This window comes from Streptococcus sp. CCH8-H5 (assembly GCF_001556505.1).
GTDB lineage: Bacteria > Bacillota > Bacilli > Lactobacillales > Streptococcaceae > Streptococcus.
Map to the genome: position 1 here is coordinate 102,680 of NZ_LSIZ01000025.1, position 24,006 is coordinate 126,685.

Below are 24,006 nucleotides of genomic sequence, written 5' to 3' on the forward strand. Positions count from 1 at the left end.
AATGATAAAACTTAGTCAAAGTGTTATTTGTATCTTTGACACCTAACAAGGGGGATAACTATGATTAAAATACTACTAGTAGAAGATGATTTGAGTTTGTCGAACTCAGTTTTTGATTTTTTAGATGACTTTGCTGATGTGATGCAAGTCTTTGATGGAGATGAAGGTCTCTACGAAGCTGAAAGTGGCGTCTATGATTTGATTCTTTTAGACCTTATGTTACCTGAAAAAGATGGTTTCACGGTTCTTAGAGAATTACGTGAAAAAGGTGTAACAACTCCTGTACTTATCATGACGGCTAAGGAAAGTCTAGATGATAAGGGTCATGGCTTTGAACTGGGTGCAGACGACTATCTAACCAAACTTTTCTATTTAGAAGAGTTGAAGATGCGTATTCAAGCACTTTTGAAACGATCTGGTAAATTTGACCAAAACACACTTTCTTTTGGTGATGTTCGTGTCAATCTTGCTACAAATTCAACCTTTGTGGGGGATAAAGAAGTAGAACTTCTTGGTAAAGAGTTTGATTTATTAGTTTACTTCTTACAAAATCAAAACGTAATTTTGCCTAAGTCACAAATTTTTGACCGTCTTTGGGGATTTGATAGTGATACCACAGTATCAGTTGTTGAGGTTTATGTTTCTAAAATTCGTAAGAAACTTAAAGGAACAGACTTTGCTGCCAATCTCCAAACCTTGAGAAGTGTGGGGTATATTTTGAAGAATGCTGACTAAATTTTTCAATTATCTCTTTAGGAGAATCAAGTCAGACGGATTTAAGTCGTTCATTCATTTCTTTGCCACTTTTTCTGGTATTTTCCTTATCATGACTGTCATGATTTTGCAGATTCTGAGTTACGGCGTTTATTCCAATGTGGACTCTAGTCTGAAAATGGCAGCCACTAAAACCAATTCTTATTTAGAAATGGAAATGCTAAAACGGGAACTTTTTCTGACTTCTGAGGTAGATCAAAATAATACGACAACCATTTACCAAGCCTATGATACTAAAGAGTCGACAGCTGAAACACCTGACTCGAGTGGCTCTAAGAAAAAGCCTAAGAAGAAATCAAAAATTGAAGATACCCCTCACGATTTATCTGTTGCGGCAAATACTAGTGTCTTGGTACTTGATAAGAATGGAAAAGTCCTTAATGTTGTTGATAAATTTTCAAGCTTATCCAATTTACCAATAGACAAAAATAACATTGATGTTATCAGCAAGGGAAGTGCTCAGAATTATTTCGATCAAACGGAAAAGTACCGTCTGATTACTGAAAAAGTAGATAATAGCCTCTATCCTGATGCTAAGTACCTTGTTATTGCGATTAATACAACTCAATTGGAAGAAGCCACTGAACGTTATGTTAAGCTAATTGTCATCATGATGAGTTTCTTCTGGCTTTTATCTGTTGCGGCTAGTATGTATTTGGCTAAGTGGTCAAGACGTCCTATCCAGGAAAGCTTGGAGAAGCAGAAGGCTTTTGTTGAGAATGCTAGCCATGAGTTACGGACACCGCTTGCTGTGATTCAAAACAGATTAGAAGTTCTTTTCCGCAAGCCTGAGAGCACCATTCTAGATAATTCAGAGAATATTGCTTCAAGTCTTGATGAAGTACGCAACATGCGTCTTTTGACGACTAATCTTTTGAACTTGGCTCGTCGTGACGATGGTATTAAACCAGAAATCGAAACCTTAGAACCTGCTTTCTTTGATACAGTCTTTACCAACTATGCCATGATTGCAGAAGAAAATGAGAAAGGTTTCACGGCTCAAAACCAAGTTGGTCGTCCAATCCAGACTGATAAAACGTTATTGAAACAGTTAATGACCATCTTATTTGATAATGCGATTAAATATACGGAAGATGACGGACATGTTACCTTTACTGTCCGCACTAATGACCGGCATCTTTATATTTCTGTAGCTGATAATGGTCCTGGAATATCAGATAGTGATAAGAAAAAAATCTTTGATCGATTTTATCGCGTAGATAAGGCTAGAACCAGACAAAAAGGTGGGTTTGGACTTGGCTTATCCCTAGCGCAACAAATTGTTTTAGCCCTTAAAGGAACAATTGTTGTTAAAGATAATCAACCAAAGGGAACGATTTTTGAAGTTAAGATCACCGGAGTTTAATTAATAAAGAAAACCTGCTAGACGATAATCTAGCAGGTTTTTTAGGTAATAAAAAAACTCCTAAATGGAGCTTTCAATTAGTTAGCCAATTTAGCTGCAAGACGTGATTTATCGCGGCTTGCTTTGTTTTTATGAATCAAACCTTTAGAAGCGGCTTTATCGATGCTAGCTGATGCAGCACGGTAAGCTTCTTCAGTTGGGTTAGCGTTGAATGCTTTAATAGCAGTACGCAAAGCTGATTTTTGAGCTGAGTTTTTTTCGTTTTGTTTAACGTTAAGTTCAGCGCGTTTGATAGCTGATTTAATATTTGCCAATGTTTTCACCTCCAAAATTTATCTAACTATGTCATTATACGTTATTTTAGGCCCCTTGGCAAGCTTTTTCTATTTTTTTAAGTGGATGAAGTCGATTTTATGATTGTCTCCCTTGTGAAGAATCAGTTCAGCTCGACTTCGTGTAGGTTCGATATAATTTTCCAGGTTAACCAAATTGATATCACGCCAGGTTTTTTGTGCTAAAGATAAAGCTTCATCCTTACTAAATTTAGTGAAACGATGGTAGTAGTTGTTTTCATCTTTTTTGGCGAGCTCAAGAAGGGTTTGAAAACGTTCGAGATACCAGGATTCGATATTATTAACTTCAGCGTCAATGAAGAGAGAAAAATCGAAATAGTCACTCATGTAGAGCCGTTGGTTAATAGGGTTCTGGAAAACATTAATCCCTTCGACAATTAAAAAATTAGGCTGTCTGATTTCTTGGGTAAGTCCTGGTACAATATCATAAATTTCATGAGAGTAAACAGGAATATTGACATCACCACCATTTTTTATAGTATCTAAAAAGTTGAGAAGAAGTGGCATATCGTAGGACTCAGGGAAGCCCTTACGATTAAGGATGCCTTTTTCTTTCAAGGTTTGGTTAGGATAGAGAAAGCCATCAGTTGTCACAAGTTCAACATTAGATTGGGGAAAGGTACGCTGCAACAAGAGTTGAAGCAAACGACTGGTAGTGGATTTGCCAACAGCAACTGAACCAGATACCCCAATAATAAATGGACGGTTAGTCTGTGATTTTTGTAAAAAGATACTCTTAGAAAAGGTTAGATCGTTGGCAGTTTTCTGATAGATACGAATGAGATTGATAAGGGGAAGATAAATGTCACTAACTTCTTGCACATCAATCTTATCATTAAGGCTTCGAATGGAATCCAGTTCTTCTGCAGTCAATGGGGCATTGTCCTCTTTATGAAGGCGTTGCCATTCCTTGCGTGATATCGTTTCGAAATTGATAAATTCATTTAGCATAAATAATATTATAGCAGAAAAAAAGGTCGAATGTAAGCCTTGTCATTTCACTAGCCTTACTTTGCTATTTATGATACGATAAAGAAAAAGTACTATCTAGAAGGAAAAAATAATGTCAAAAATGTATTATGCTGAGACGCCAGATGCGGCTCATGATATTCATGATTTAAAGGTTAATTTATTAGGAGAAAGTTTTCAGTTTTATACAGATGCTGGGGTTTTCTCTAAAAAAATGATTGATTTTGGGAGTCAAGTGCTTTTGAGTGCATTGGATTTGGAAGCTGGCAAAACGCTTTTAGATGTGGGTTGTGGCTATGGTCCTCTCGGTATCAGTTTAGCCAAGGTCCAAGGAGTTAAAGTCACTATGATCGACATCAATAGTAGGGCGATTGATTTAGCTAGACAAAATGCTCAACGAAATAAGGTTGAAGCTACTATCTTCCAATCAAATATCTATGAAAATGTCACTGGAAGTTTTGACTATATTATTTCTAATCCACCTATCCGTGCGGGCAAGAAGGTGGTTCATCAAGTTATCGAGGAGGCATATGATTATCTCAATCAAGGTGGTAACCTAACTATTGTTATTCAGAAAAAACAAGGTGCTCCGTCAGCTAAGGCTAAGATGGAGGATGTGTTTGGTAATGCTGAAGTCGTTAAAAAGGCTAAAGGATATTATATCCTTAGAAGTGAGAAATTATGAGAACAGTTGATTTAATTGAAAAGAAAAGAGATGGTGGCGAGTTAAGCACAGAGGAAATTTCATATCTCATTAATGGCTATGTGTCTGGGGAAATACCAGACTATCAGATAGCTGCTTTGGCGATGGCGATTTATTATCAAGGTATGTCTATTCGTGAAATCCATGATTTGACCACTGATATGGTTGCTTCAGGTGAACAATATGATTTGTCAGAAATTCCAGGTGTTAAGGTAGATAAACATTCGACCGGAGGTGTTGGTGATAAGGTAACCATCATTCTGATGCCGCTTGTAGCTAGCTTTGGTGTTCCAGTGGCTAAGATGAGTGGTCGTGGTCTCGGACACACAGGTGGAACGATTGACAAATTAGAGTCTATCAAAGGCTATCAGGTTGAGCGTAGTAAGAAAGAATTCATTCAGCAAGTTAAAGACATTGGGATTTCCCTTATTGGTCAGTCTGAGCATTTGGTTAAGGCTGATAAACTTCTTTATGCCTTGCGTGATGTCACTGCAACAGTAGATTCCATTCCTCTAATCGCAAGCTCTGTTATGTCCAAAAAGATTGCAGCAGGCGCTGATAAGATTTTACTGGATGTTACTGTTGGTCAAGGCGCTTTCATGAAAAATATGTCTGACGCTGAAAAATTGTCAGAGACCATGGTTGCACTAGGGCATGAGGTCAATCGTGAAACGATTGCAGTTATTACAGATATGAGTCAGCCACTAGGAAAGGCTATTGGTAACCGTTTAGAAATCACAGAGGCTATTGAAATTATGCAAGGTAAGGGACGTGAAGATATCACTGACTTTATCTGTGAGTTGGCTGAGATTCTATTAGATTTAGCTCAGGTTGAAGCTAGTCAGGAAGAGATTCGTCAGCACTTAGTGGGTGGAAAAGCTCTTGCTAAGTTTGAAGAACTCATTCAAGCTCAAGGTGGTGATTTGACTGATCTTTATCGTCATAGCAGTGCTCCTGTCGTGACAGATATTCATGCTCATGAAACAGGTTACATTAAAGAGTTACCTGCAATGGCATTTGGAAAATTTGCTATGCAATTAGGAGCAGGTCGAGCTACGAAGTCAGATAGTCTTAATTATGAAACAGGAATTGTATTTGAAAAGAAAGTTGGCGATTCTGTGACTCAGGGAGACCTTATTGCCAAGGTCTATAGCCAAGAAATTTTATCTGAAAAAATGCTGACTGAATTCGAAAAAAATGTTATTATGGGTAGTGAATGTAAAGAAACGACAGAAATATTAAAAATAATTCGCTAACACTTAATTTAATCCTAATCAAGGAGTTTGTTTATGTCTGTTAATAGCTATATTGACCATACCTTACTAAAAGCTGATGCTAATAAAGAACAGATTCTTTCCTTAATTGATGAGGCTAAGAAGTATGAGTTTGCCAGCGTCTGTGTTAATCCAACTTGGGTCAAAACGGCAGCTGAATTGCTAAAAGATAGTTCTGTTAAAGTTTGTACGGTTATCGGTTTTCCTTTGGGAGCATCGACTTCTGCAGTTAAGGCTTTTGAAGCCAAGGATGCTATTGCCAATGGGGCGGATGAAATTGATATGGTAATCAATATCGGTGCTCTTAAATCTAGAAATCTTAAATTAGTTGAAGACGATATTAAAGCTGTTGTTGAAGCTAGTGGAAGAAAACTTGTGAAGGTTATTATTGAAACTTGTCTATTGACTGATGAAGAAAAGGTCGAAGCTTGCCAATTAGCAAAACTGGCAGGTGCAGATTTTGTGAAGACATCTACAGGGTTTTCTACTGGTGGTGCTACCATTGAAGATATTGAACTTATGCGAGAAGCTGTTGGTCCTATTATGGGAGTCAAGGCATCTGGTGGAGCACGTACACTTGAGGCGGCTAAAGCCTTTATCAAAGCTGGTGCAACCCGTATTGGTACTTCGTCAGGAGTGGCCATTATGAAAGGTCAATAAAGCCATGACAGTTACTAACAAAGAGAAAGTGATAGAAGCAGCTCGATTGGCAGCAGAAAATGCCTATGTTCCCTACTCTAAGTTTAGAGTTGGTGCGGCTTTGATTACAAAAAATGGAGAAATCTTTCAAGGCTGCAATATAGAAAATGCCTCTTTTGGATTGACCAATTGTGCAGAAAGAACGGCTATTTTTAAAGCGGTATCTGAAGGACACCGTGATTTTGAGTGTCTCGCTGTTTACGGTGATACCAAAGAGCCTATATCACCATGCGGTGCATGTCGCCAAGTGATGGCTGAGTTTTTTAAATCCGATTCTAAAGTGATTCTTATCGCTGAAGATAAATCGACAGTCGAGATGACAGTCGGAGAGTTGTTACCATACTCTTTTACAGACTTACAATAGTCTAGTTGTTTTATTCTTTATTAAGCAAGTTTTCTTGCAAGTTATAGGAGGAGTGTTCAAGATGAAATTGAACAAGAAAATTATCGGTCTTGGCCTTGTTGCTGTAGCAGCACTTGGTCTTGCAGCATGTGCTCGTGGCGGACGCGGTGGATCATCAGCTGATTCTAAAGTTAAAGCTGCTATCGTTACAGATACTGGTGGGGTAGATGATAAATCATTTAACCAATCAGCATGGGAAGGACTCCAAGAGTGGGGTAAAGCTAACAAACTTAAAAAAGATTCTGGCTTTACTTACTTCCAATCAAACTCAGAGTCTGACTTTGCAAACAATATGTCAGCTGCTCAAAGCCAAGGTTACAACCTCATCTTTGGTGTTGGTTTTGCCCTTCATGATGCTGTTTCAGATGCTGCTAAGGAACATGAAGATGTTAACTACGTAATCATTGATGATGTCATCAAAGACCAAAAGAATGTTGAGAGCGTTTTGTTTGCTGATAACGAAGGTGCTTACCTTGCAGGTATCGCAGCAGCAATGCAATCAAAAACAAATAAAGTTGGTTTCATTGGTGGTCAAACATCAGATACAATTACACGTTTTGAAGCTGGTTTCACAGCAGGTGCTAAATCTGTAAAACCAGACATCGATGTACAAGTTCAATATGCTGAATCATTCTCAGACGCTGCTAAAGGTACAACAATTGCTTCAACTATGTACGCTTCAGGCGTTGACGTAATCTATCAAGCAGCTGGTGGTACTGGTACTGGTGTCTTCACAGCAGCTAAAGAAGTTAACGAAAAACTTGATGCTGACAGCGATAAGAAAGTTTGGGTAATCGGTGTTGACCGTGACCAAAATGCAGAAGGTAACTATACATCTTCAGACAAGAAAAAATCTAACTTTGTTTTGACTTCAACAATCAAAAAAGTTGGTACAGTTGTTAAAGATATCGCTAACGGACAACTTAAAGGCGATAAATTTGAAGGTGGTTCTACTAAGACTTATGGTATCAAAGATGGTGGTGTTGACATCGTAACATCTAAGCTTCCTTCTGATATCAAGGATGCAGTAGAAAAAGCTAAAGAACAAATCAAGAATGGTGAATTGAAACCAACTGATGGTCTTAGCAAATAATCCATAATATCTAAACTGGGACAATTTTTGTCTCAGCAAAGGGAAGCAGTTTATATTTCCCTTTGCTGATATAAAAATAATTCTTGAAAGGAGATTGTATGACGAAGCCAAATGTCATTGAGATGCACGATATTACCAAAAAATTTGGTGAATTTGTGGCAAATGATCATATCAATCTTGATGTGAGACCAGGAGAAATCCATGCCCTCCTCGGTGAAAATGGTGCTGGTAAGTCAACCTTAATGAACATGCTTGCAGGTCTTTTACAGCCAACAAGCGGGATTATTAAGGTTAATGGACAAGAGGTGACGATTGATTCACCTTCGAAAGCAACGAAATTGGGGATTGGGATGGTTCACCAACACTTTATGTTGGTTGAAGCTTTTACAGTTGCTGAGAATATCATCCTGGGTAGTGAGGTAACCAAAGCTGGTGGTGTCCTTGATATGAAGAAGGCTATTAAGGAAATTACTGAGCTCTCTGAAAGATATGGTCTTGCGGTAGATCCAACAGCTAAGGTGGCAGATATTTCTGTTGGTGCTCAACAGCGTGTTGAAATCCTTAAGACTCTGTATCGTGGTGCTGATATTTTGATTTTCGATGAACCGACTGCGGTATTGACTCCGTCTGAAATTACTGAACTTCTAAACATCATGAAAACCTTGGTCAAAGAAGGCAAGTCAATTATCCTTATCACCCATAAATTGGATGAGATTCGTGCGGTTTCTGACCGTGTCACAGTTATCCGTCGTGGTAAATCAATTGATACAGTGACAATTGAAGGATCAACAAATGCTGACTTGGCCGAAATGATGGTTGGTCGTCATGTCTCCTTTAAAACAGAAAAAATTCCTTCAAATCCAAAAGAAGTTGTTCTTTCTATTAAAGATTTGGTGGTTAATGAGAACCGTGGTGTTCCTGCCGTTAAGAACTTATCTTTAGATGTTCGTGCGGGTGAAATCATCGGTATTGCCGGTATTGATGGTAACGGTCAAACAGAGCTTGTTCAAGCGATTACTGGACTACGTAAAGTTAAGTCTGGTGACATTACTATCAAGGGTGAATCTATTATTCATAAGACAACTCGTCAGATTACAGAGATGAGTGTTGGTCATATTCCTGAAGACCGTCACCGTGACGGTATGGTTCTTGAAATGACAGTAGCTGAAAATATTGCCCTTCAAACCTACTACAAGGAGCCAAATTCGAAAAATGGTATCTTGAACTATAATGTTATCAATGCTAAAGCTCGAGAATTGATGGAAGAATTTGACGTTCGTGGTGCTGGAGAGTTGATTGCTGGTGGTGACTTGTCTGGTGGTAACCAACAAAAAGCTGTTATCGCCCGTGAAATTGACCGTGACCCAGAGCTTCTTATTGTCAGTCAACCAACTCGTGGTCTTGACGTAGGTGCCATTGAATACATTCGTAAACGTATTATCGCTGAGCGTGATAAAGGTAAGGCTGTTATTGTAGTCAGCTTTGAATTGGATGAAATTCTTGATATGTCAGACAGAATTGCAGTTATCTACGATGGTGCAATTCAAGGTATCCTAGATCCTGCTGAAACGAATAAGCAAGATCTTGGTATCCTAATGGCTGGTGGACAATTGAATAAGGAGGAAGCAAATGTCTAAGAAAACACAAAATTGGGCAGTTCCTTTGATTGCTGTCCTCTTGGGAATGTTGATCGGGGCTGTATTGATGTTAATCTTTGGTTACGATCCATTCTGGGCTTACTATGATCTCTTCAGTACAGCCTTCGGTTCTTTGAAAAATATTGGTGAAATTCTTCGTGCCATGAGTCCCTTGATTCTTATCGCACTCGGATTTTCTGTAGCATCTAAAGCTGGTTTCTTTAACGTTGGTTTGCCTGGTCAGGCTTTAGCAGGTTGGACTTCGGCTGTATGGTTTGCATTATCATTTCCAGAATTACCAAAAGTAGTTTCAGTTTTCTGTACAGTAATCATCGGTCTAGTAGCTGGTGGTATCGCTGGTGCAATTCCGGGTATTCTTCGTGCTTACTTGGGAACTAGTGAGGTCATTGTTACCATCATGATGAACTACATCATTTTGTATGTAGCAAACAATATTGTTCGATTTGGTTTTACAGCCGACATGTTACGTTCATCAGAAGCATCTAATAAGGTCGCAGCCTCTGCAAGCTATCAAACAGAATTCTTATCCTCTTTAACAGGTGGCTCACGTTTTAATATTGGTTTCTTCCTTGCTCTTGCAGCAGTTTTCCTTGTTTGGTTCATGCTCAAGAAAACAACAACTGGTTTTGAAATTACATCTGTAGGTCTTAACCCTCATGCATCTGAATATGCAGGGATGTCATCAAAACGTGTTATTATCATGTCTATGATTATTTCAGGTGCCCTTTGTGGACTTGGAGGAACAGTAGAAGGACTTGGTACCTTCCAAAATGCCTTTGTTCAAAACTCTTCATTGGCAATTGGTTGGAACGGTATGGCGGTTGCTCTTTTGGCTACTAATTCACCTATTGGTATTCCGTTTGCTGCCCTTCTTTATGGTGTCTTGTCTGTAGGTAAGAGTGGTATGATTGGTGTGCCACCTGAAATCATTGATGTTGTTTCAGCCTTGATTATCTTCTTTGTTGGTGCTAACTACATCATTAGATATTGGGTTCGCCCTCGTCATAAATCAGTGAAAGCTAAAGGAGGACAGAACTAATATGGACTTTATTACAATTATAGCCTTGATCGTTGCCTCTATGTTGAAATACTCAGCACCATTGATTTTTACAAGTATCGGTGGAACTTTCTCTGAACGAGGCGGTATCGTAAATGTCGGCCTTGAAGGAATTATGGTAATTGGTGCTTTCGCAGGTGTTCTCTTTAACTTGACTTTTGCAGAAAGTTTTGGAAATGCGACACCTTGGATTGCTGCGATTGTAGCAGGTCTGATTGGTGTTCTCTATTCATTGCTCCATGCGGTTGCGACAATTAACTTCCGTGCTGACCATGTTGTCTCTGGTACAGTGTTGAACCTTATCGCACCATCTTTGGCGGTCTTCTTGACACGTGTTATCTATGGTGCTGGTCAAACACCTGCTATCAGTCATAACTTTAAGACTGTATCATTCCCAATCTTGGATCATATCCCTTTCTTGGGTAAAGTTTTCTTCACTAACGTTTCTTTGGTAGCGTATGTTGCTATCTTGGTTTCAGTAGCATCATGGTGGCTTATCTTCAAGACACGCTTTGGTTTGCGACTTCGTTCAGTTGGTGAACACCCACAGGCAGCCGATACACTTGGGATTAACGTCTACCGTATGCGTTACTATGGCGTTATGATTTCAGGTTTCCTTGGTGGTGTTGGTGGTGCGGTATATGCTCAATCCATCTCTAACAACTTTGCTGTTACAACAATTGCAGGTCCTGGTTTCATCGCCTTGGCTGCTATGATTTTTGGTCGTTGGAGTCCAATCGGGGCTATGCTTTCAAGTTTGTTCTTTGGATTGTCACAATCATTGGCAATCATTGGAAAACAGCTTCCACTTATTTCACATGTACCAAATGTGTATTTGCAAATTGCACCATATATCTTGACAATTATTGTATTGGCTGCTTTCTTTGGTAAAGCCGTTGCACCTAAAGCAGATGGTGTTAACTACATCAAATCTAAATAAACACACTACAGTGTTTCAGATAAGAAGGTCTATCGGCCTTCTTTTTATTCGAGAAAAAAAGCTTGTCAATACTTACTAAAGTTGGTGTCGACAAGCTTTTGTTTTTTTATGAAAAATGTGGGTTAAAGACCTTCTCATGACCAATAGTGGTGTCCCATCCATGACCTGGGAAAACTCTGTAGTGGTTAGGAAGTGTAAAGAGTTGCTCTTTAATACTAGTGAGTAATTGTTCGTGGTTCCCTGTTGGGAGGTCCCAGCGTCCAATTGTTTCTTTAAAGAGGGCATCACCAGAAAATACAGTTTCTTCTTTATCAAAGATAAAAGAAACACCTCCAATAGAGTGTCCTGGGGTTGGAACAACTTTAAACTGGAAATCCTCGATGTTATAATCTTGAGTGAAATCGAAGTAGTATTCTGCCGGATTGACAATAACGTCTTCCATATCGTCATGACGAGGTAGTCCAGATAAATTATCAATAGGATTCAGCAACCAGTCTTTTTCAGCTTCAGCAACGTAAACAGGAGGATGATTGTATGCCTGACGGACTGCTTCAACACTCATAATGTGGTCGTAGTGTGTATGTGTCAAAAGGATAGCAGCAACTGGTTTGTCGATTGCTTTAAGTTCAGTTAAGATACTAGAAGTATCACTTCCTGGATCAATGACTAGACAGGCTGTATCGTTTTCTAAAATATAGGTGTTTTCCTGAGCAACAGGATTTAAAATTCGTCTTATTTTCATAGCTCTAGTGTAGCACGAATTTCAGGCTTTTTCCAATATCAGAATGATGGCTTTGTCTTTTTTTGGGGCTTTGGATATGCTATAATAGGGTCACTATGAGTGAAAAAAACACGAATAAATATGCCATTGTTGACTTGGAAGCAACCTCCGCTTCGTCAACGGCTAGTATTATACAGGTGGGAATCGTAATCATGCAAAATGGTCAGGTGATTGACGAATTTGCGAGCGATGTCAACCCACACCAAGAACTCGATGATCACATTATTCATTTAACAGGGATTACCGATCAGCAGTTGGCTCAAGCCCCAGATTTCTCAGAAATTGCTAGAACCATTTTTGAACTGATTGAGGACTGTATTTTTGTTGCCCATAATGTTAAATTTGACGCTAATTTGCTTGCAGAGGCACTTTTCATGGAGGGCTTCGAACTAAGGACTCCTCGTGTGGATACTGTCGAATTGGCTCAGGTTTTTTATCCGACGCTAGAACAATATAAGCTATCTCATTTATCCAAGGTTCTTAATCTTGACCTAGCTCAGGCCCATACCGCTATTGAAGATGCGAGAGCGACCGGACAGCTTTTGTTTCATTTGATGGATAAGATTGCTAGCTTACCTAGACAGACCATTGAGATGCTTTTGACCTTTTCAGATAATCTTCTTTTTGAGACTGAGTTGGTTATTCGTGATGCTATAAGAGGTCAAAATTTAGGTCTTTCAAAAGAATATGTCATGCTTGAAGAATCTGGAATTGTTCTTCGTAGACCTTTGACTTATAAGGCAGAACGAAAACTGTCTCAAGATTTTGATACCAATATTGCTCTCTTAGATTTGGAATCACGGCTTAAACAAAAAGAGTTTGCTGAGGCAGTAAGAAGGGAGCTTGATAATACTGATATTTCCATGATTCAGGCTCAGACTGGAATCGGAAAAACCTATGGCTATTTGCTTCCTTTGTTGGCGCAATCTGATGTAGAAAAAGTGGTGGTGGCTGTTCCGACCAAGCTCCTTCAAAATCAGATTATGAATCAGGAAGCTACAGCCTTATCGGATGTCTTTAATATTAACTTCCATAGTCTCAAAGGACCTCAGAATTATATCAAGTTAGATGCCTTCTACCAAACCTTACTTCGTCAGGATAGTAACCGTTTGATTAATCGTTACAAAATGCAACTTTTGGTGTGGTTGACTGAAACAGAGACAGGGGATCTTGACGAAATCAGACAAAAACAGCGCTATATGGCTTATTTTGATGAGATTAAGCACGATGGTAAGTTAAAAGCTGATAGTCTTTTTGCTGAATATGATTTTTGGCAACAGTCCTACCAAAAAGCCCAGGAAGCTAGGGTAGTTGTGACCAACCATGCTTATCTGTTGACGCGTATGGAAGATGATCATGATTTTGTTCGAGGAAAAACTCTTGTGATTGATGAGGGGCAAAAGATGGTTCTGGCTTTGGAACAATTTTCACGTCATCAAGTCAATCTTACTGTCCTGTTGCAACATATTCATCGAATTCTTGATAGTGGTAGTCAAAGCTTGCTTCAACAACGATTGCTCGAAAATCTGCAGTTTGAAGTTAGCCATCTAATCCAAGAACATCAACAATTTCCTCAGAAGCAGTATAATCGCCAGCAATTAGATCGTTTGCTACAAACCATTTCTGAACTGGAAGGTGAAAGTGATTTGATGGAGATGTTGTCTCCACTGAAGACACCGCTTTACAGCCATTTCTGGCTTGAAACAGATTATTATCAAGAACATCGTGTGACTTATTTAAAGGCGTCACGCAAAGAGCTCTTAGAGCTTTCTGCTTATCTACCAAGTGCCCAAAAAGTGATAATTGTTTCAGCAACTATTGATGTGGGACCTGATGTAGATGTGGCTGATTTGTTGGGATTAGATCAGGTACGCAAGGTTAGCCTCTCAATGGACACTTTACCCAATCAAGCTATTTGGATTGATCAAAGTATGCCTATGATTGGTGTTTCTTCTGAGGAAGAGTATGAAGTTGCTCTTGCAAAACGTCTCCAGAAGCTATCTGAAATGGAATATCCAATTTTAGTACTATTCACGTCTCGAAAGAGTATGATGGCTGTTTCAGATTTATTGGATCATAGGGAAGTTCGTCACCTAACTCAAGAGAAAAATGGGACTGCTTTTAATGTCAAAAAACGTTTTGATAGAGGTGAGACCAATCTCCTTCTTGGTATGGGGTCGTTCTGGGAAGGTGTTGACTTTGCCCAACAAGATAGGGTAATTGAGGTTATTGCACGTCTGCCGTTTGACAATCCTAAGGATCCATTCTATCAAAAGATTGAATCTTGGTTTTCTAAGCAAGGAAAGAGCACCTTTGATAGTTACAGTCTTCCCATGACGGTTTTACGTTTTAAACAAGCTATTGGACGTGCTCAAAGACGTCCAGAACAGCGCTCGGCTATTCTTCTTATGGATAATCGCCCGCTCGTTAAGAGTTATGGAAAACTATTTCTAAAAGAAGTGACACAAGAAGTTGCGCTTAAGCCCGCTAAGTTCGAGGAAGTCAAAGAGGATATTCAGGATTTCTTAGAACAAGAAAGTTAACTTTTTAAAACCAACCTTTTCTAAGATTACTTAGGTTTTATAAATTTTACTGACTTATAAAAAAGATAGACTTAATTGCTCAATACTAGCTATATTGCTATGTAAAGATTTATCATTTTCTGATATAATAAATTCAGAAACTTTTTTAGGAGGCATTATGCGTAAACAACGTTCACCCTGGACCAAAAAGCAACAGTTCATTTTTGGAATAATTGTAATCGTTGTGACCTTAATTGCCTCTTTGACTGCTATTCTTATTGTAGCGACTAAGCCTTACGTAGACGCTGAAAAGAAGGTTATTGCCATAGCAGAGAGCAAAGCAGATATTAAGACTGTTACTGAATTTGATATCTACCATGGTGAGGCTACCTATTACGGACTTCTTGGAAAGTCTGGTCAAGGTGAGAAACTGGCTGTTATCGTGAGTCATGATTCAGGTGAGGTTGATATCTACAAGCAATCGGATGGTATTAGTAAGTCAGTGGCTAAGAAAGCTGCTAAAGCCTATGGTGCTAAGGATATATCCTATGTCCACCTAGGAAAGTATGGCAAAACTCCTATTTGGGAAGTGAAGTCAGGAACCCAGTATTATCTGGTTGATTTTATCTCAGGTCAGGTTATTAAAGTGGAAGGACTATAATGAAATGACAAAATTATCAAATCGTGTATTACAAATGGAAGAAAGTGTTACTTTAGCTGCCAGTGCGCGTGCTAAAGCTCTTAAAGCTCAAGGACGTGATATCTTGAGTTTGACACTTGGTGAACCAGATTTTGTAACACCTAAGAACATTCAAGATGCTGCCATTGCCTCTATTGAAAATGGTAAGGCAAGTTTCTATACCGTAGCTTCTGGACTTCCAGAACTTAAGGATGCGATTAGCACTTACATGGAAAACTTCTATGGCTATGCTGTAAAACCAAATGAGGTTGTTGTCGGCACTGGTGCGAAGTTTATCTTATATGCTTTCTTTGCTACGGTCATCAATCCTGGTGATGAAGTCATTATTCCAACACCCTGCTGGGTTTCGTATGTAGACCAAGTTAAAATGGTTGAGGGTGTTCCAGTCACTTTCCAAACGACTGAAGCTAATCACTTTAAAGCAACAGTTGAACAACTTGAAGCTGCTCGCACTGAAAAAACTAAAGTTGTCTTGCTTAATTCTCCATCAAATCCAACAGGAATGATTTACAGCAAGGAAGAATTGCAAGCAATCGGTGACTGGGCGGTTGAGCACGATATTTTGATTTTAGCAGATGATATCTATGGCCGTTTGGTCTATAATGGCAATACCTTTACTCCAATTTCAAGTCTTTCAGATGCCATTCGTAAGCAAACAATTGTGATTAATGGTGTTTCCAAGACCTATGCTATGACAGGTTGGCGTGTTGGTTTTGCTGTCGGAGATCCAGAAATTATTTCAGGTATGGCTAAGATTATCAGTCAAACGACATCAAATCTTACAGCAGTTTCTCAATATGCTGCTATTGAAGCCTTAACAGGTGATCAATCTTCTATCGAAGAAATGCGTCAGGCCTTTGAGGAACGTTTGAATACGATTTATCCACTCCTAGCTGAAGTGCCTGGCTTTGAAGTCATCAAACCTCAAGGTGCCTTTTACCTCTTCCCTAATGTTAAAAAAGCGATGGAAATCAAAGGCTACACAAATGTTAATGATTTTACAAACGCTATTCTTGAGGAGGCTGAAGTCGCTTTGGTAACAGGTGTAGGATTCGGCGCGCCTGAAAATATTCGACTTAGCTATGCAACAGACTTGGATACTTTGAAAGAAGCAGTCCGCCGAATCAAAGCCTTTATGGAAAAATAGAATTAATATAGATCAAAAGAAAAGAGAAGTAATTACATGTCTAAACAATTAGTTTCAATTATTGATGTGCCTAAACACGTGGGCGAAGAAATCACTATCGGTGCATGGGTAGCTAACAAATCAGGTAAAGGGAAATTGGCCTTTCTTCAATTGCGTGATGGAACTGCCTTCTTCCAAGCGGTAGCTTTCAAACCTAACTTCATCGAAAAATACGGTGAAGAAGAAGGTACTGAAAAATTTGATACTGTTAAACGCCTTAGCCAAGAAACATCAGTTTATGTGACTGGTGTGGTCAAAGAAGACGAACGTTCAAAATTTGGTTACGAGTTGGATGTGACAGCAGTAGAAGTCATCGGTGAATCACATGATTATCCAATCACACCAAAAGAACACGGAACTGACTTCTTGATGGATAATCGTCACCTTTGGTTGCGTTCACGTAAACAAATGGCTGTCCAACAAATTCGTAATGCGATTATTTACGCAACTTACGAATTCTTTGATAAAAATGGTTTCATCAAATTTGATAGTCCAATTTTGTCAGGAAATGCAGCTGAAGATTCAACAGAATTGTTTGAAACGGATTACTTTGGTACACCTGCTTACCTAAGCCAATCTGGTCAGCTTTACCTTGAAGCTGGTGCCATGGCTCTTGGTCGTGTCTTTGACTTTGGTCCTGTTTTCCGTGCCGAAAAATCTAAAACTCGTCGTCACTTGACTGAGTTCTGGATGATGGATGCTGAGTATTCATTCTTGTCACATGATGAGTCACTTGATTTGCAAGAAGCTTATGTTAAAGCTCTTATTCAAGGTGTTATTGATCGTGCGCCACAAGCTCTTGAAATCCTTGAACGTGATGTAGATCTTCTTAAGAAATACATTGCTGAGCCATTCAAGCGCGTGTCATATGATGAAGCTATCGATCTTCTTCAAGCACATGAAAATGATGAAGATACTGATTACGAGCACCTCGAACATGGAGATGACTTTGGTTCACCACACGAAACTTGGATTTCAAACTATTTTGGTGTTCCAACATTCGTTGTTAATTATCCAGCAAGCTTCAAGGCCTTCTACATGAAACCAGTTCCTGGTAATCCTGAGCGCGTTCTTTGTGCAGACCTTTTGGCTCCAGAAGGTTATGGTGAAATCATCGGTGGTTCAATGCGTGAAGATGACTACGATGCTCTTGTAGCTAAAATGGATGAACTCGGAATGGATCGTTCAGAATACGAATTCTACCTTGACCTTCGTAAATATGGTTCAGTACCACACGGTGGTTTTGGTATTGGTATTGAACGTATGGTTACTTTCGTAGCTGGAACAAAACACATTCGTGAAGCTATTCCATTCCCCCGTATGTTGCACCGTATCAAACCATAAGTAAAATTCTTTAGGAGTGCAAAAGTATGAAAAGATGGTTACTTGGTCTTTTGGCCTTACTTTGTATGGTTTCAATGGTAGCTTGCAGCAAGTCTGCTCCCTCACTAGAGGGTGAATGGCAGGCACAAGATGCCTTAAAGAAGGATTATACGATTGTCTTCAAGAAAGATAAGGTCAAGATTGGTGAGCAGGATTATAACTATACAGTGGATGGTCCCAAGTCTAAAGATGACTTTACCTATTATTCGCTAAAAGTAAAAGATCAGGGAAAAGAAACGTCTTATACAGTATTTTTCCCAACTAAATCCAAAGAGGTTGCTCTTTTTCTACAACCAAATGATGAGAAAGAACCCCTTAAGGGTCAAATGCTCTTTGCACTTAATAAAAAAGACAAACCAGACTACTATAGCTATGTCAAAAAGTATCTGAAATAAAAACGCCAACTGGCGTTTTTACTTTAAATTAAGGAGGTTAGGAAAATGTAGGCAACTCTAAGTAAGTCTTTTAGAAACAATCAAATTACATATTGAAAGTGAGAAAACGATGTTTAAAAGAACTTACAAAGGCAATATTCCACTTCTAGCAGGACTGGAATTCACATCTTATTTTGGAATCACCAGTTTTTGGATTTTATTTTTCATTCAGAATGGTCTTTCCTTACTTCAAATCGGTTTACTAGAAAGTATCTTTCATGGGACAAGTCTCTTGTGTGAGATTCCATCAGGTATGTTGGCCGATCGGTTTAGCTACAAGACCAATCTCTATTTGGCTCGCTTGGCCAGTATTGGATCCTCTGTCTTGATCTTACTTGGTCAGGGAAATTTTTGGATCTATGCGATTGCCATGATGGTCAATGCTTGGTCTTACAATTTTGACTCGGGGACCAGTACGGCTTTCTTATATGATTCAGCAGTTGAAGCAGGTCAAAAGGACCGCTATCTTCAGATTTCTAGCTTTTTGTCTGGTGTGGCAGAAGTCACCCGAACTCTAGGTACAGTTGTTGCTGGTTTCTTTGTTCACGGAGCCTTGGCCTGGACCTATCATATTGCGATTGGCCTTTCATTAGTTTCCATTCTCTTGATTTTTCTGATGAAGGAGCCAGAAACTAAGAGTGATGAAAGAGATCGCTTAACCTTAAAACGGATATTGGTGGTGGTGAAACAAGAATGGCAGGAGAAACCGGTCTTATTTTACTGGATGCTCACCTATCAACTGCTAGGAACCATCATGTGTATGTTTTATTTTTACTACCAACAGAAAATCAGTGACCTAGCCAGTTGGCAAGTATCGCTCATCATGCTTGTTGGTAGTCTCTTAAATCTTCTAGCTGTTTATCTAGCTAGTCAAATCGGGAAAAAATGGAATAGCAATCAAGTCTTTCCAATTCTGGTTGCGCTGACAGGGTTGGCCTTGCTGTTGGTATGGTTGAGAACTCCATTCGCCTATCTAAGTGTTTATCTTTTGACCAATGCACTTTATGCGGTTTATCAACCCATTTACTACAATGATTTACAAGGCTATTTACCATCCAGTGTACGGGCAACCATGCTGAGCATCAATTCGATGATGTTTAGTCTATCCATGATTGTCATCTTCCCACTGACGGGTTGGTTCATCGATAGTTATGGATTTGTAGTAGTCTTTATCATCCTGGGCCTTGTAACGCTATTCTCTTTCCCTCTCTTACTGATTGGATTGTGGAAAATGGGCAAGATAATAAATAAAGGGACAAAGATGGATTAATATTCCAGACTTTTATTAGTCTACATAAGTTTAAATTGGATAATAGCATCTTGCTTAACAAAATCCGAACGAACTCTCTCTGCTGTGCAGGGAGAGTTTTTTTATCTGATAAATTGTGGTAAAGTAGGCACATCCTTTACAATAAGAATCAAGTCGTGTGAAATCTTTAGGCCAAATGCTCTTTGCACTTAATAAAAAAGAAAAACCAGACTACTATAGCTATGTCAAAAAGTATCTGAAATAGTAAGAGAAGGATTAGCCTAGCGCTGATTCTTTTCTTTTTGGAATTATATGTTTCAATTTTCAGAATATTTTGTTATAATAGCAACATATTAGTCAAAGGAGAACTATCATGGCAAAAACTATTCATACTGATAAAGCACCAGCAGCAATCGGACCTTATGTTCAAGGTAAAATTGTTGGCAATCTTTTGTTTGCTTCTGGTCAAGTACCATTGTCACCAGAAACAGGTGAAATCATTGGTGAAACAATTCAAGAGCAAACAGAACAAGTTCTTAAAAATGTTGGTGCTATTTTGGCGGAAGCTGGTACAGACTTTGATCACGTTGTCAAAACAACTTGCTTCCTAAGTGACATTAACGATTTCGTTCCATTTAATGAAGTGTATGCAACTGCCTTTACATCTGATTTCCCAGCACGTTCTGCGGTAGAAGTGGCACGTTTGCCAAAAGATGTTAAAATTGAAATCGAAGTTATCGCTGAGATTGATTAATGAAGAGAGCCTTGGCTCTTTTCTTTTTTTCTCAACTATGATAGACTATTAAAGATAAATCATTTTCGATGTTTGGGAGACACCATCGCTAAAAAAAACCATTACTGGCGTTTTTTTTGGCTCCCCCAAGGGGCCTTTTTATGTGTCTCAGACATCACGAATAAAGAGGAATATTATGAAACGTCAATCAGCTTTGGTCGTCTTTAGTGGCGGTCAAGATTCTACTACTTGCCTATTTTGGACTCTAAAACATTATGAAACAGTTGAATTAGTTACTTTTGCTTACGGGCAACGTCATAGCCTGGAAATTGAAGTAGCTAAAGAGATTGCGCAAGAACAAGGGCTTAAACACCATGTTTTGGACATGTCTTTGCTTGGTCAAATCACTGAAAATGCCTTAACATCTGATATTGAGATTGAGGCAGAAGAAGGAGAAGTTCCTAATACTTTTGTGGACGGGCGTAATCATCTTTTCCTTTCTTTTGCAGCTGTTCTAGCTAAGCAACGTGGTATCACTGACATTGTTACGGGAGTTTGTGAGACAGACTTTTCCGGTTATCCAGACTGTCGTGATGTTTTTGTCAAATCGCTTAATGTTACACTTAATCTTGCCATGGCCTATGATTTCGTTATCCAAACTCCTCTCATGTGGTTAGATAAGGCTGAGACTTGGGCTTTGGCTGATCAACTTGGAGCTTTCGACTATGTTCGTGAAAAAACGCTAACTTGCTATAACGGTATTATTGGGACTGGTTGTGGGGAATGTCCTGCCTGCCATTTGCGTCAAAAAGGACTTGAAAAATATCTAGCAGAAAGAGGAGAAGCTTAATGTTCTTTGCACCGAAAGAAATCAAAAAAGAAACAGGTGAGTCTTTGGTTTACAATTCTCACCGTACAATGGTTTCTAAAGAGTTTACTTTTGATGCTGCCCACCATCTTTTTCATTATGAAGGCAAATGCAAATCGCTTCATGGTCATACCTACCATCTTCAAATAGCAGTGAGTGGTTACTTGGATGAGCGTGGCATGACCTATGATTTTGGTGACCTTAAGAGCATTTACAAGGATCATTTGGAACCTCATCTGGATCACCGTTATCTCAATGAGACTCTGCCTTATATGAACACAACTGCGGAAAATATGGTTTTCTGGATTTTCCAGATGACGAGTCAACATCTGCCAGAGGAGAGAGGACTTCGTTTGGAATATGTACGCCTTTATGAAACACCAACAGCCTTTGCAGAGTTTAGACGGGAGTGGTTGGATGACTAGAGAACGTGTACTCAAACTACCAGTGCTTGAAATTTTTGGACCAACCTTTCAAGGGGAAGGGCGAGCAATTGGTCAAAAAACCATGTTTGTAAGGACAGCAGGATGTGATTACCACTGTGATTGGTGTGATTCTGCCTTCACTTGGGATGGTTCAGAAAAGCCAACTCGTATGACAGCTGACGAAGTCATTAAAGCTTTGGATGCGCTAGGAACTTACGACTATGTTACTCTATCTGGAGGAAACCCAGCTCTGCTAGCGGCTAATATGGCTGAACTCGTTTCAAAACTCAAGGCAAGAGGCGTAACCCTGGCCGTTGAAACACAGGGTTCTCGCTGGCAGGAGTGGCTAAAGGAAATTGACCAAGTAACCTTAAGTCCTAAACCGCCATCATCCAAGATGGAAGTCAATATGGAAACCCTTGACTTTATTGTTTCTCAGCTTGATCCTGATAAAGTTACCTTCAAGGTTCCTGTTTTCGATGATACAGATTTAGCCTTTGCTAAAATGATTCAGGAACGTTATCAGCCAGATGTCATGTTTCTTTCAGCTGGTAATCCTGAACCTAAAGCAGAGGGTAATATTGTCCAACATCAATTAAATCGCCTAAAAGAACTATGGGAGACTGTAGCTGCTGATAATTCGTGGGGCAATGTGCGTGTCCTCCCTCAGCTTCATACCCTACTCTATGATAATGAGCGTGGTGTCTAATCTTCACAGTCTATAAGATTAGAATTGATAGTATTTTGACTTTTTTGATGATTAAGATTAGAAATTAAGATTAAAAATCGACTATATAAAGGTCTAGAAAAATTAATAACGAAGGAAGAAAAATGTCACAACAAGAAGAAATGAAAAACCTCACTCTCCTTGGTAATAAGGAGACACCTTATATTTTTGAATACTCTCCACAAGTCTTGGAGTCTTTTGATAATCGTCACACTGATAATGATTACTTTATCAAATTCAACTGTCCAGAATTTACGTCACTTTGTCCTATTACTGGCCAACCTGATTTTGCAAGTATCTATATTTCTTATATTCCAGACCAGCTTTGCGTTGAGTCTAAATCTCTAAAGCTTTACCTCTTTAGTTACCGTAATCACGGAGATTTCCATGAAAACTGTATTAATACCATTGGTAAAGATTTGGTGGAGCTTTTGAACCCCCGTTACTTAGAAGTTTGGGGTAAATTTACACCTCGTGGTGGTATTTCTATTGACCCTTATTATAATTATGGCCGTCCAGAAACTAAGTATGAAAAGATGGCAGAGCAACGTCTTTTTAATCACGATCTTTACCCAGAAAATATTGATAATCGTTAATATCATGCTAAAGTCCTTATGTTAAGGGCTTTTTTATTTTGTTAAACACCTGTCTTTAGGGTGTAAAAGAAAGCTGATTAATCATTTTTTACAAGTAAAAGTAAGGTCATTGTTAGTTTTTTATTGGTCTGTTCTTAGAAAGTTCTATTATTAAAATAATTTGACAATAGAAGTATTATCTCCTACAATTAAAGTAAAACAGAAGCGTAAGCGCTTGCTTATAAAAGGTATATTTGTTTTTAAAAAAGGGGATGAAGACAATGAGAAAAAGTTTACGTCTATTTTCGTGCGCTGTTTTAGGGGCAGCAATATTAGCACCAACGGTAGTTGGTAATGATCATGCACAGGCAGATAGTTATTATGGCCGAGGTTACTATAATAACTATTCTTATAATCCATGGTATAACAACTATTATCCAAACTATGGTTATAACTACGGATACAATGGGTATTATCCAGGCTATAATTACAATTATGGCTATAACTACGGTTACAATAATTACTATCCAAACTATAACTATGGCTATAATTATAACTATAATTATGGTTATAACAACTATAATCCTGGTTACAACAACTACAACGAATCAGGTACTTACCGCTATAGCAATGGGTATTTGTACTACATCTTGAGTGATGGTAGCTACTATGTTAACTATAACGGTCGTTGGGTTCGTGGTGGTGACTATAATAACAACAATAGTGGTTCTAACAATACACCAACGACAGGATATGAGGTTTTGAGAAATGACCCTCACTATCGTTACGAAAATGGTACTCACTATTATTTGAAAGATAATGGCGATTACTATTATTATTCAAATGGTAAGTGGGTGCTTGTTAAAGCTTCAAGCACAGATTCTGAAGCTCCAACAACTTCAACTGTGGATTCAACTTCATCAGCAAGCTCAGAAGTAGCCTCAACCGTGGATTCAACGTCATCAGCAAGCTCAGAAGTAGCCTCAACTGTTGACTCAACTTCGTCTGCAAGCTCAGAAGTAGCTTCAACTGTAGATTCAACTTCGTCAGCAAGTTCAGAAGTAGCTTCAACTGTAGATTCAACTTCATCAGCAAGTTCAGAAGCAGCCTCAACTGCTGACTCAACTTCATCAG

General features: G+C 38.9%; 24 protein-coding genes and 1 pseudogene. 22 read left to right on the plus strand and 3 right to left on the minus strand.

All coding sequences use genetic code 11. The annotated features are described in order from the left end of the window. Positions 1-60: 60 nt before the first annotated feature. Together AX663_RS01220 and AX663_RS01225 are read left to right on the plus strand one after the other, a co-directional pair. Entirely contained in the window at positions 61-735 is a 675-nt protein-coding gene (locus AX663_RS01220) for a response regulator transcription factor (RefSeq protein ID WP_060972478.1), read from the plus strand. Then, complete coding sequence (locus tag AX663_RS01225; RefSeq protein WP_060972479.1) at positions 725-2,140, plus strand: sensor histidine kinase; 1,416 nt, start codon at positions 725-727, stop codon at positions 2,138-2,140. The genes AX663_RS01220 and AX663_RS01225 overlap by 11 nt, the downstream gene beginning before the upstream one ends. 77 nt (positions 2,141-2,217) lie before the next feature. Here the strand turns inward: AX663_RS01225 and rpsT are convergent, their stop codons facing one another. Beyond that, on the minus strand, positions 2,218-2,454 hold the full coding sequence (rpsT, locus tag AX663_RS01230) for a 30S ribosomal protein S20 (protein WP_004182129.1): 237 nt from the start codon (positions 2,452-2,454) through the stop codon (positions 2,218-2,220). A gap of 69 nt (positions 2,455-2,523) precedes the next feature. After that, the gene (gene coaA, locus AX663_RS01235; RefSeq protein WP_038676170.1) at positions 2,524-3,444 is read right to left on the minus strand and encodes a type I pantothenate kinase; all 921 of its coding nucleotides are present in this window, start codon (positions 3,442-3,444) and stop codon (positions 2,524-2,526) included. 112 nt (positions 3,445-3,556) lie between these two features. Here coaA and AX663_RS01240 point away from each other — a divergent pair, with 112 nt between their 5' ends. From AX663_RS01240 to AX663_RS01275, 8 genes are all read left to right on the plus strand, one after another. Next, positions 3,557-4,147 (plus strand): class I SAM-dependent methyltransferase, encoded by a 591-nt coding sequence (locus AX663_RS01240; protein WP_014633038.1) that lies wholly within the window; start codon positions 3,557-3,559, stop codon positions 4,145-4,147. Beyond that, the gene (locus AX663_RS01245) at positions 4,144-5,421 is read left to right on the plus strand and encodes a pyrimidine-nucleoside phosphorylase (protein ID WP_014634600.1); all 1,278 of its coding nucleotides are present in this window, start codon (positions 4,144-4,146) and stop codon (positions 5,419-5,421) included. Before AX663_RS01240 ends, AX663_RS01245 begins: the two co-directional genes overlap by 4 nt. Positions 5,422-5,454: 33 nt before the next feature. After that, a complete protein-coding gene (gene deoC / locus AX663_RS01250) occupies positions 5,455-6,099 on the plus strand; it encodes a deoxyribose-phosphate aldolase (protein ID WP_014634599.1) in 645 nt (214 codons plus the stop codon). A gap of 4 nt (positions 6,100-6,103) precedes the next feature. After that, positions 6,104-6,502 (plus strand): cytidine deaminase, encoded by a 399-nt coding sequence (locus AX663_RS01255; protein WP_021144038.1) that lies wholly within the window; start codon positions 6,104-6,106, stop codon positions 6,500-6,502. Between the two features lie 67 nt (positions 6,503-6,569). Continuing rightward, entirely contained in the window at positions 6,570-7,634 is a 1,065-nt protein-coding gene (locus AX663_RS01260; protein WP_277619134.1) for a BMP family lipoprotein, read from the plus strand. A gap of 98 nt (positions 7,635-7,732) precedes the next feature. After that, positions 7,733-9,271, plus strand: coding sequence for an ABC transporter ATP-binding protein (locus AX663_RS01265; protein WP_004182049.1), 1,539 nt, complete (start codon positions 7,733-7,735; stop codon positions 9,269-9,271). Further along, positions 9,264-10,331, plus strand: a complete 1,068-nt coding sequence (locus tag AX663_RS01270) for an ABC transporter permease (protein WP_060972480.1) — start codon at positions 9,264-9,266, stop codon at positions 10,329-10,331. Before AX663_RS01265 ends, AX663_RS01270 begins: the two co-directional genes overlap by 8 nt. 1 nt (position 10,332) lies before the next feature. Further along, the gene (locus AX663_RS01275) at positions 10,333-11,289 is read left to right on the plus strand and encodes an ABC transporter permease (protein ID WP_004182401.1); all 957 of its coding nucleotides are present in this window, start codon (positions 10,333-10,335) and stop codon (positions 11,287-11,289) included. 106 nt (positions 11,290-11,395) lie between these two features. On the opposite strand, the gene AX663_RS01280 is transcribed toward AX663_RS01275, so the two are convergent. Further along, the gene (locus AX663_RS01280) at positions 11,396-12,031 is read right to left on the minus strand and encodes an MBL fold metallo-hydrolase (protein WP_060972481.1); all 636 of its coding nucleotides are present in this window, start codon (positions 12,029-12,031) and stop codon (positions 11,396-11,398) included. 95 nt (positions 12,032-12,126) lie between these two features. On the opposite strand from AX663_RS01280, the gene AX663_RS01285 reads away from it, so the two are divergent. The 12 genes and pseudogenes from AX663_RS01285 to AX663_RS10220 all read left to right on the plus strand — a co-directional run. Then, positions 12,127-14,613, plus strand: coding sequence for a bifunctional DnaQ family exonuclease/ATP-dependent helicase (locus AX663_RS01285; RefSeq protein WP_060972482.1), 2,487 nt, complete (start codon positions 12,127-12,129; stop codon positions 14,611-14,613). Positions 14,614-14,770: 157 nt separating this feature from the next. Further along, on the plus strand, positions 14,771-15,253 hold the full coding sequence (locus tag AX663_RS01290; RefSeq protein ID WP_004182029.1) for a cell wall elongation regulator TseB-like domain-containing protein: 483 nt from the start codon (positions 14,771-14,773) through the stop codon (positions 15,251-15,253). A gap of 4 nt (positions 15,254-15,257) precedes the next feature. Next, a complete protein-coding gene (locus tag AX663_RS01295; protein WP_060972483.1) occupies positions 15,258-16,439 on the plus strand; it encodes a pyridoxal phosphate-dependent aminotransferase in 1,182 nt (393 codons plus the stop codon). 36 nt (positions 16,440-16,475) lie between these two features. Beyond that, complete coding sequence (asnS, locus tag AX663_RS01300; RefSeq protein WP_002891115.1) at positions 16,476-17,822, plus strand: asparagine--tRNA ligase; 1,347 nt, start codon at positions 16,476-16,478, stop codon at positions 17,820-17,822. 26 nt (positions 17,823-17,848) lie between these two features. Beyond that, the gene (locus AX663_RS01305) at positions 17,849-18,256 is read left to right on the plus strand and encodes a hypothetical protein (RefSeq protein ID WP_060972484.1); all 408 of its coding nucleotides are present in this window, start codon (positions 17,849-17,851) and stop codon (positions 18,254-18,256) included. A gap of 109 nt (positions 18,257-18,365) precedes the next feature. Further along, entirely contained in the window at positions 18,366-19,565 is a 1,200-nt protein-coding gene (locus AX663_RS01310; protein WP_021144045.1) for an MFS transporter, read from the plus strand. Between the two features lie 352 nt (positions 19,566-19,917). Next, the gene (locus AX663_RS01315) at positions 19,918-20,298 is read left to right on the plus strand and encodes a RidA family protein (protein ID WP_002891112.1); all 381 of its coding nucleotides are present in this window, start codon (positions 19,918-19,920) and stop codon (positions 20,296-20,298) included. A gap of 175 nt (positions 20,299-20,473) precedes the next feature. Beyond that, a complete protein-coding gene (gene queC / locus AX663_RS01320) occupies positions 20,474-21,127 on the plus strand; it encodes a 7-cyano-7-deazaguanine synthase QueC (protein WP_060972485.1) in 654 nt (217 codons plus the stop codon). After that, positions 21,127-21,570, plus strand: a complete 444-nt coding sequence (gene queD / locus AX663_RS01325) for a 6-carboxytetrahydropterin synthase QueD (protein WP_022496684.1) — start codon at positions 21,127-21,129, stop codon at positions 21,568-21,570. Before queC ends, queD begins: the two co-directional genes overlap by 1 nt. Then, a complete protein-coding gene (gene queE / locus AX663_RS01330; RefSeq protein ID WP_022496683.1) occupies positions 21,563-22,279 on the plus strand; it encodes a 7-carboxy-7-deazaguanine synthase QueE in 717 nt (238 codons plus the stop codon). Before queD ends, queE begins: the two co-directional genes overlap by 8 nt. 122 nt (positions 22,280-22,401) lie before the next feature. Further along, the gene (gene queF, locus AX663_RS01335; RefSeq protein WP_003097375.1) at positions 22,402-22,893 is read left to right on the plus strand and encodes a preQ(1) synthase; all 492 of its coding nucleotides are present in this window, start codon (positions 22,402-22,404) and stop codon (positions 22,891-22,893) included. Between the two features lie 260 nt (positions 22,894-23,153). Then, a pseudogene (locus AX663_RS10220) lies at positions 23,154-24,006 on the plus strand (serine protease); the annotation flags it as partial.